At 44.4% G+C, this 9,693-nt stretch carries 8 protein-coding genes; 2 read left to right on the plus strand and 6 right to left on the minus strand.

Annotated features, from left to right (window positions below; all coding sequences use genetic code 11):
* The first annotated feature begins 224 nt into the window (after positions 1-224).
* Together F6K46_RS15035 and F6K46_RS15040 are read left to right on the plus strand one after the other, a co-directional pair.
* Positions 225-470, plus strand: coding sequence for a hypothetical protein (locus F6K46_RS15035; protein ID WP_293053625.1), 246 nt, complete (start codon positions 225-227; stop codon positions 468-470).
* A gap of 335 nt (positions 471-805) precedes the next feature.
* The gene (locus F6K46_RS15040) at positions 806-1,225 is read left to right on the plus strand and encodes a DUF29 domain-containing protein (RefSeq protein WP_293053621.1); all 420 of its coding nucleotides are present in this window, start codon (positions 806-808) and stop codon (positions 1,223-1,225) included.
* A 130-nt stretch (positions 1,226-1,355) separates the two neighbouring features.
* Here the strand turns inward: F6K46_RS15040 and F6K46_RS15045 are convergent, their stop codons facing one another.
* The 6 genes from F6K46_RS15045 to F6K46_RS15070 form a co-directional block, all read right to left on the minus strand.
* The gene (locus tag F6K46_RS15045) at positions 1,356-3,869 is read right to left on the minus strand and encodes a CHAT domain-containing protein (protein ID WP_366664705.1); all 2,514 of its coding nucleotides are present in this window, start codon (positions 3,867-3,869) and stop codon (positions 1,356-1,358) included.
* Positions 3,766-4,002: a hypothetical protein gene (locus tag F6K46_RS15050; protein WP_293053619.1), complete on the minus strand. Its 237-nt coding sequence runs from the start codon at positions 4,000-4,002 to the stop codon at positions 3,766-3,768. The genes F6K46_RS15045 and F6K46_RS15050 overlap by 104 nt, the downstream gene beginning before the upstream one ends.
* A 5-nt stretch (positions 4,003-4,007) precedes the next feature.
* Positions 4,008-4,178 (minus strand): hypothetical protein, encoded by a 171-nt coding sequence (locus F6K46_RS15055; protein ID WP_293053617.1) that lies wholly within the window; start codon positions 4,176-4,178, stop codon positions 4,008-4,010.
* A 313-nt stretch (positions 4,179-4,491) separates the two neighbouring features.
* Entirely contained in the window at positions 4,492-7,575 is a 3,084-nt protein-coding gene (locus F6K46_RS15060) for an S-layer family protein (RefSeq protein WP_293053840.1), read from the minus strand.
* A gap of 302 nt (positions 7,576-7,877) precedes the next feature.
* The gene (locus tag F6K46_RS15065; RefSeq protein WP_293053615.1) at positions 7,878-9,488 is read right to left on the minus strand and encodes an HlyD family efflux transporter periplasmic adaptor subunit; all 1,611 of its coding nucleotides are present in this window, start codon (positions 9,486-9,488) and stop codon (positions 7,878-7,880) included.
* 25 nt (positions 9,489-9,513) lie between these two features.
* Positions 9,514-9,693: hypothetical protein (locus F6K46_RS15070; protein ID WP_293117125.1), on the minus strand; the 180-nt coding region annotated here is incomplete at its 5' end.

Here is a 9,693-nt window from a genome sequence, read left to right on the forward strand (position 1 = left end):
GACGAAAACTCTAAGGCTGGCTCTCCCCGTGGATTTTATTTTGTCCACAATTTTAGTTTACCACAAAAATTATATAATTATAGCATATTTTGAAAATTTTTGTAACAAATTTTTTTTGAGGGAGTCGGGAGCAGGCGGTGTAGGGTTTGTGATAGTGATTTTGTCTTGGGATTTAGCTGGGGGAAAGCGCGTTCGCTTTTAGCGGAAGCTTTGCTTCATCGCCTTTGGCGGAAGCTGAGGCCGTAGGCCACGCTTTGCGTTCGCGTAGCGTCGGCTTTGCCGAAACGCTTCATCGCATAACCACGCGCAGTGGTGCGTTACGGAACCCGGCGGGCTGTCCCAAGGCGGGCGAAGAGGCGGAAAATGAGGCCAAGCCCGCCCCTAACGCACCCTACTGGACTGTTGCCTGTTCCCGATTCCCGATTCCCGATTCCCGATTCCCGATTCTATTGCATTGTCGCCATCTCTAAAAGGGTGGTAAGGGGTGTCAGAGGGGTTAGAAAAACTATTGCAGCGATGCAGCGCGGTCTTGGGGGTTCCCCCCATGAGCGACTGCATCAAGACACTGTCACAATCTCTAGGTAGAGGGTGCTAAGGGGTGTAAAGATTGCAAGCATTGTAAAGGTTGGAAGGGGGGGTAAAAAAACTATTGCAGCGATGCACTAATGGGTTATAACAATTCCAAATTCTCTGTACCTCATAGCTATGATAAACGCTATAAAGTAGTTACTATTAGTAATAAATTCAAAAGCATTTTTTAACGTGATATACTTATAGTCAGTATGAAGGCTCGGTAGTATAAGCCATGAGTAATAGTGACTTGTATAATCAGGATTTTTTTCTTTGGACTGATCTAACTTGTAAGCAACTTAAAACAAGAAACTTTGATGAGTTGGATATAGAAAATTTAATTGAGGAAATAGCAACCTTGGGACGATCCGATAAACGAGAGATTCAGAGCCGACTTAAGGTTTTGATGGAACACTTGCTTAAAAGGCAGTACGTGAATTCAGAGCCTGATTATCGAGGTTGGGAAAAAACAATCAATGAGCAGAGAGAACAGATTAATCTTTTGTTGTCTGAATCTCCCAGTCTCAAACCTTATCTTGAATCGGTCTTTTTGGATTGCTACAGATATCCACTAAAGGTCGTTAGCAAGGATTATCCATCTACTTGCTTCCCCCAAGATTGTCCTTTTACCCCTGATATCCTAGATCAAGATTAATCTTGTGGCATAACTACCACCGATTAGTACTTTTGTCTATCGATATATCATAACTAGTCCCGATTCCCGATTCCCGATTCCCGATTCCCTACTCCCTACTCCCTACTCCCTACTCCCTACTCCCTAATCCTCACAACCAATTTCCCAGCAAAATAAAAGCCGACCAGTAATAGGGGTGATTAAATTGCTCACTCTGCAACAGCTCCTGTTGAGCAAGACGCAGAGCTTCAGCCTTGGTAACCTGGCCTGTGGCTAACTTCTGGTAGAAGCGAGTCATTAACTCTGCAGTGGCTAGATCGTCCACATACCAGAGACTGGCAATGGTACTGCGTGCCCCCCCACGCACGGCAACACCAGCCAATCCCAAAGCGGCTCGGGAGTCTCCCACGGCTGTCCGACAAGCACTGAGGACGAGTAATTCAATCGGATTTTTTTGCTTTTGATCCGCTGAGATCAGACTATTTAACTCATTGAGATTGATCACGTCATCCCAGGTCAGGAGAAAGGTTTCTTCCGCTACTGAACTAAATTCACCATGAGTGGCCAGATGAACGACTTCGTAACTAGAGGTATTAACGACTGTATTGAAGTTAGATTCAGTAAAGGATTCATTGAGTAAAATCAATGAGGGAACTTGAGCCATGATATTCTCTAATTCCACCTTCACCCCAGGAAGTGATCCTAAATTTGGACGATGGGGACGAGTTTCCGTGACTCCAGCAGTCAGAACTGAAACCTTTTCTCTGACATTGGCTTGAGAGTCGATTAGTTGTAAACTGGGTGCTAGGGCAATACTATATTTCTCGGTCAAATAGTTTTCTCCGTCATAAAGGACGGACATAGGAATATTGCGCAAAGCCCCATCGGGGATAAATACTAAAGTGCGGATGTTACTGTTGGCTAGTTCGGTTTCAATCGGACCGATTAACCAGTCGTGTATTGTTTGTAAGTTTTCCTTTCTCAGAGCTCGCCAAAGGCTAGTAATATCTCTGTTTACCGAAGCGATTTGTTCTTCTATTTCTGTTTTGGGTAAATTAGTGGTGATCTGGCGAAGAGGTTGTCCGGGCAAGGTGACAATTACTTCCAGCCGGTCTGGCAAGATAATGGTATAGAAGATAGCGGCGTTAGGATCTATTTCGTCGATATTAACGGGTTTAGCATCTAGACAGGCATCCCGAAAAAAGTTGTCTAGTTCTGCTAGTTGCAGGGATTCAATTACATCTCGTGCTTGTTTGAGGTTTTCTTGAGATGCATTGGGTTCGAGCAGTAGTCCTACTAATTCTCGGTAGACTGGTTCGACGCTTTCTCGAAACTCAAACTGAAGATCGCTACTAATGGCGACTAGGTCGCTACGGATAGATTTGAGGGTTTGCAAGGATTGAGAATAAGCCGCGATCGCGGAGCGTGACCTTCGGTCAATCGCGTTTTTTTTATCCTGTTTTAGATTGAGGATTCTGCCCAGTTGCCATTGCCATTGATAGGCTAAATCGGGAGCCTGGATTTCTTGAGCAATGACTAACGCTTTTTCGGTTAAGTCTTGGGCTTCATCAAGACGTGATTGCTTTTCGTATAAGGTTCCCAAGTTACCAATGGCTTCAGCTTCCCCTCGTTTATCTCCTAATTTTCTAGCCAGCTTAATAGCATCGGCGAGATAATTAGCCAGAGATTTCGGAGTTTTTAGTTGTGTGTTTTCAGATTTTAATAGGGTTTTAGCTAGATTAATTCTAGCATTGATAGCGATTTTACTGGGAGGTAATTTAGTTAAGGTGTTGTCGATAGCTGGCAATAACTTTCTGGCTTGTGACCACTCTTGTTTAGTTATCACTATACTCAGTTGATTTAATTGCCCTTGAATTTTACTATCCGGTAAGGGAGATTCCTTGACAACTCGTTGATAGAACTCTATTGCCTCTTCTGTCTTTCTTTGTAATCTAGCTGTATCCCCCAAACTGAGCAGAATATCAGCAATTAAGGTTTGATTTTGGAAGTTTTCCGCTATGGCTAAACTTTGTTGTAAAATTGCTTGAGAGTCTTTGAATTTACCGACTTGGCGCAGCACATCACCTAGGTAGTGGAGGGCAGTACTTTTGAGTTTGCTATCGGGTTGGTTTTGGAGGGTTTCTGTGATTTCAGTTAAGGTTTTACTGGCTTGATTATACAACCCTAATACTCGGTAGGCTTGCACTTGGTAAATTTGACTTTCTGTTAATCTAGTTAAGTCTCCAAGCTCTTGGTAAATAGCACTAGTTTGCTGCCAAGTCGATAAGGCTTTTTCCCCTTGACCTAGTGATAAGTATACTTGTCCTTGGACTGACAGAATTTGGGCTTGTAATTGTTGACGATCTTTGGTATGATCAAGATATGATAGTTTGGTTAAACTCTGGGATAGGGTTTGTTTAGCTTGGTCTAGGTCTCCCAACGTTTGATAAACTAACGCTAGATTGACTAAGGCGTTAATCTCACCAATAAGGTCCCCACTATCGCTGTAGTTACTAATAAGTTGCTCCAACAACGGTATCGCCTCTTGGTATTGACCTGTTTCATAGAGTTGTTGGGCTTTTTGGTCTAGGGAATCGGGAATCGGGAATCGGGAATTGGGAATTGGGAATCGGGAATCGGGAATTGGGAATCGGGAATCGGGAATCGGGAATCGGGAATCGGGAATCGGGAATCGGGAATCGGGAATTGGTTGTGATTACTGGAGAATTTGATAAGGCTTTCCCGGATGGTAGGAAGCAGGTTAATGCGATTGCAATTAGAAATGATAGTTTTTTCATAATAATTAAGGGAATCGGGAGTAGGGAATCGGGAATCGGGAGTAGGGAATCGGGAGTAGGGAATCGGGAATCGGGAATCGGGAATCGGGAATTGGGAATCGGGAATTGGGAATCGGGAATCGGGAGTAGGGAATCGGGAATTGGGAATCGGTAAAAATCCTGGTAGTGGTATACAATTCTTGACTTTAGCTCCCGAAACCTTAACCAGACCAACGCCTACATCACTACATCTTTACCAGTACCATCAAAAAATCAAATCAAAGGAGTTTTTTCCTACTCTTACCTGCTCCGAAGCTCCCTCTAGATAACGTTTTCAATTAGATCATGAAACCAAATTCTGAGTTATCAAAACATCAAAAAATCCTAGGTTTTCTTTCCTACTATTCCCTACGGTGCGCTTTCCGTAGGCGAATTAAATTCGCCACGGGTCGCACCGCTCCCGACTCCCGACTCCCGACTCCCGACTCCCGACTCCCTATTCCCTATTCCCTATTCCCTATTCCCTGCTCCCGAATGACAATCAAGATTGGGCAATATCTGCTCCACAGGAGTCCCGTTAAACGGTTGCGCCGTCAGAATGATGGTGCCATCCTTTGCTATGACCCAGCCTTGGGCTTCGATAATCACTTTTTTGTCTTGACGGGGTCTCACGGAAGATTGCTGCGGTAATGGTTGTCTGGTGTTGGCTAACCTAGGGCGAGTTCGCCAGCCCACTGTTCTGTGGGCATTAATCACTGGATTCTCTGGAGTTGGTGGTAAACCGCCTTTGCCAGTAATAATAAAGGAACTGCCGCCAGCAATCCGATTATTCTCAAAGCCACAAAGGTCATTGGCGAGGATAGCTTCTGCATCTACCGGGCTTCCTGGCAATTCGGTTAAGCCTGAAGTGGGGTCTACTTGGGAAATATTTAGGATTACGTCACCGTTGAAGGATGGGCCAAGAGTGGAGGTGGCGGTTATATCACTGGTTTCTGGACTTTCAGCTTCTCGAAACTCTAAACCAAAGATGCCTTGGGCTTTAATCTCAACACGACCTCCTGGGCCTTCTTCAGCATTAGCGGTGATATCGCTATTTCCCAGACCCACTAAGGTATCAGTATCAATGGTGATATTGCCCCCATCAGTATTCTGGGCGTTAGTATTAATTTTGCTTTCGTTGAGGAGTCGGATGTCACCAGCTTCTAGGATAATATTGCCTTTGTCTCCTGCTGTTTCTGCCGTGATGATTCCTTTGTTATCAAGGAAGATGGAGTTGGCATTAATATCTACCGTGCCTGCTGAACTGCCCTGTTCAAAGCTTCTAGCACTAACTTGTGCTCCATCAGAGACCATTAACTTGCCAGTGGTAATATTCAACAACTCTCCGGCATTTCCTTTCCCTTCAGTGGAAGCAAACAAGCCACTGGGAAACTGACCATCGGCTGAGGTACCAATCACTTGAACCGTAGAGTCCGCATCTACAGTCAAATTGCCCCCATTCCCTTCACCAAAAGTGTCAGCGGAAACTTGTGCCCCATCAGAGACGATTAACTCTACAGTGGTAATACTCAAATTTCCGGCATTACCTTTCCCTTGAGTTTGAGAAGACAAGCCGCTGGCAATCCGACCATCGGCTGAGGTACCTATCAGTTGAACTGTAGAGTCCGCATTCACTGTCAAATTGCCCCCATTCCCTTCACCAACAGAGATAGTATTAACTTCTCCTCCATCTTTGACAATTAACTGGTCAGTGGTAATACTTATATCTCCCCCATTTCCTTTTGAACCTGAATTAGCTTGAGCCAACAAGTCGCTGCTAAGTTCAACAGTAGAGGAAGCATTGACATTAATGTCCCCCCCGTCCCCTTCACTAAAAGTGCTAGCTGAAACTATTGCTCCATCTTTGACAATTAACTCCCCAGTAGTAATACTGACATCTCCCGCTTTCCCTTTCCCAAGAGTTCGAGTCAACAAGCCGCTAAACCTACCATTAGCTGAAGTACCTATCAGTTGAACCGTAGAGTCCGCATCCACACTCAAATTTCCCGCGTCCCCTTCACCAACAGTGACAGTTGAAACTCTGGCTCCATCTTTGACAATTAACTCCCCAGTGGTAATACTGACATCTCCCGCATTTCCTTTCCCTTGAGTTTCAGAAGACAAGCCGCTGGAAACTTCAACATTGGCTAAGGTGCCAGTGCCAATCAGTTGAATACTAGAAGAAGCATCCACAGTCACATTTCCCCCGTCTCCTTCACCAAAAGTGTCAGCTAAAACAAATGCTCCATCTTTGACAATTAACTCCCCAGTGGTAATATTCAACTCTCCCGCATTTCCTTTTGAGCCTGGATTAGTTGAAGAAGACAAGTTGCTGGCAAACCGACCATCAGCTGAGGTACCAATCACTTGAACCGTAGAGTCTGCATCCACACTCAAATTTCCCGCGTCCCCTTCACCATCTGTGATAATTGAAACAAATCCTCCATCAGAGACGATTAACTCCCCAGTGGTAATACTGATATCTCCCCCATTTCCTGTTGCTTCTGGAAAAACTAGGGCTCCCAAGCTGCTGGGGGCATCAGCTGCACCAACCACTCGCACAGATTCCGAGGCATCCACTGTCAAATCTCCCCCCTGTCCCGAGCCGGATACATTCGCAAATATCGTAGAATCACCCTCAAGACTCAACTGAGAAGCCTTAACAACTATGCCACCACCACTGCCACTGCCTTGGGTATTCGCAAGAACCAAAGAGCGATCGCGTAAACTCACATTAGCTCCCTGCACCTGGATACTGCCACCACCTTCGCCACTGGTATTCACAACAGCACCCTCAGACAAACTAATATCCTGAAACCCTTGAACTGCTGAATAATCCAACTCAAAACTACTATCGGTTGGAGTCAAGTTCACCACACCATTACCCACACTCCCCAGCTCAATCCGTCCATCGAATGCAGCTATAACACCACCAGGAATAGTAACCTCACCACCAATTAGCCCTAAGGTTTGACCATTTGGTACCTGAAACTCCCTAGACTGATTAGTAATACTTCCGGGATTTGAGCCATATTGCAAACCAGAGGGAATATTAATCGTTAATAACGGTTTCTCATTGGGATTTTTGGCACTGAATACTGTGCCATCGTCAAACAACACACTATCAGCAGTACTCCCAAAAAATGAGCCGACTAGATCTAGTCGGCTATTGGAACCGAAGACAATACCATTGGGATTGATCAGAAATAAATTAGCATTTCCCAATACCCCTAGAGTCCCCAAAATATTGGAAACATTTGTTCCAGTTACCCGACTCAGGATGTTGGCAACTCCAGCAGGATTCGCAAAATAAACCCGCCCAAACTCCGCCACATTGAAATCAGAAAAGCTGTGGAATAGATTACTGTCTCTAATCGCTCCACCTTCTATCAAATCTGCCAGGGCACCGTTAATAGTCACATTGGGTGTTACCACAGAGCTTTCATTTCCCAGGGTATTATCTGGGGTAATTTGTCCTAATGCCGTAGTTGCACCCAGTAGAGAACACAGAACAAAAGGACTTGCTTGCAGAAGTTGCTCAATCCGAGGTTTCATGTTAATCAATCAAAATGCTCCCGATTTATCGGATTATTTCATAAACTATGAGTTAAGTTTTAATGATTTAATAACTCTTTAAAAAGACTTTACTTGAACTTCATAAAAATATAGCGAAGGTAACAGGGAGTCGAAAGTCGGGAGTCAGGAGTCGGGAGAGTGAAACAGTCAACTATTATTACTGTTCCCGATTCCCTGTTCCCGATTCCCGATTCCCTGTTCCCGATTCCCGATTCCCGATTCCCGATTCCCGATTCCCTGTTCCCGATTCCCGATTCCCGATTCCCGATTCCCGATTCCCTCTATTTAGTCCCCTTCAAACTATCCAACTTCTTGGTTAAAAAGCCAGTAAAGATAGTAATCACTCGACGCTTTCTCTCCTTAATATTCACACTTACCGACATCCCTGATGCTAGGGGAACTGAGTTGCCCTTAATATCGATAAACTGCTGTTTTAGGGCAATTTTGGCAGTAAAACGGTAATAAGGATAAATCTGATCGGGCTCTAAAGCATCGGCTCCAATGGAGATTAATTTACCTTTGATATCACCAAACTCACTAAAATTAAAGGAATCAATTCTGACATCGACTTCCATCCCTTCTTTTACAAAACCCCGGTCTTTATTGGTGATATAAACTTCAGCAATTAGCTCATCATTAGGCACAATTTCCAGAATAGTTTCGCTACTAGTTGTCACAAAGCCTGGGCGAGCCTTTAGCTCAAAAACTTTCCCAGCTACAGGAGCTTTGATTTCGTGATACTTCAAATTTTGCTTGATTTGACTAATTTGACTATCAATTTCCGCTATCCGTTTATCATTTTCTACAATTTGCTTACTGAGCTGACTATCGATATCAGCAATCCGTTGTTGATTCACAGCAATCCGATCCTGTAGCTCAGTTTGAGAAGCCGCAATGGTATTCGCCAATTGTGCTTTAGCTTGAGCGATCGCACTTCTAATCCGTTCTTGTTCCTGAATTAACTGGTTGACCTCAGCTTGCTGTGTACCCACCTCAGCTTGCCGTGTACCAACCTCAGCTTCACCTCTACCGACCTCTTGTTTCTGTCTACGGTATTGAATTTTGGGAACTGCTCCCTCGGTAAGTAACGGTTCAAAATCCTGTAAAATCTGCTCTTCAGTTGCTAAATTAGTCTGTGCAGTCACTAAATTGTTCTTAGCTGTACTCAACAGATTTCTAGCATTGGCTAATTGGATTTTAGTTTGCCCTAGCTGATTTTCTAGTTGCTGAATTTCTTGCTTATTCGCCGTTACCCGAGAATTAAATTCTGCCAGGTTTATCTGTAGACGAAATTGTTGCTCTTGGGTCAGGTTTGCTCCACCATCAGCCCCAGTCACTTGCACTCGATAGAGTTGATTTTCTGCCACTAAGTTAGCGCGGTTTTTAATAAGAAGCAAAACTTCTACTGGCAAGTTTAGCGGTTGAGTATTGGGTTGACTAGCTTGATAGGAACCGATTTGAGCACGATAAAACTGATTTTCTTGGATTAAGGATTTCTGAATTTGTTCCAGAGAAACCAACTGAGCTTGAGCAGAGGTCATATCAAAGCGAATCAGAACATCATCTGGCTTCACCAGCTCCCCATCCTTAATCAAAACCTCTGCTACCACACCACTAATCGATGCTTGAACTTCCTTAACATCCCCTTGTGGCTCTAACTTGCCCTGTGCTGGAATCACTTTCTCAATTTTTGCCACACTTGCCCAAGTAATTCCAAAGGTTGTTATCCCCACCAATCCCCAAAGAATAGCCCGCGACCAAATGCTAGGTTGTTTCAGAAAAACGCTAGGTTGTTGCGGAATAATTGGTTGGGATAATTCCTGCTCTTTAACTACCTCATTGGTAGTCGCTTCAGCGTAAGAGTTATCAGTTGTGCGATTGGATGTAATCATGATTAATTAGTAGTTATTAATTGGGTTAGGGAATAGGGAATAGGGAGTCGGGAGTCGGGAGTCGGGAGTCGGGAGTCGGGAGTCGGGAGTCGGGAGTCGGGAGTCGGGAGTCGGGAGTCGGGAGTCGGGAGTCGGGAGTCGGACATTGGGAATTGAGAATTAAGAATTGAGAATTGAGAATTGAGAATAGGGAGTAGTAATTTTT

It is taken from the genome of Moorena sp. SIO3E8, assembly GCF_010692445.1.
Classification (GTDB): domain Bacteria; phylum Cyanobacteriota; class Cyanobacteriia; order Cyanobacteriales; family Coleofasciculaceae; genus Moorena; species Moorena bouillonii.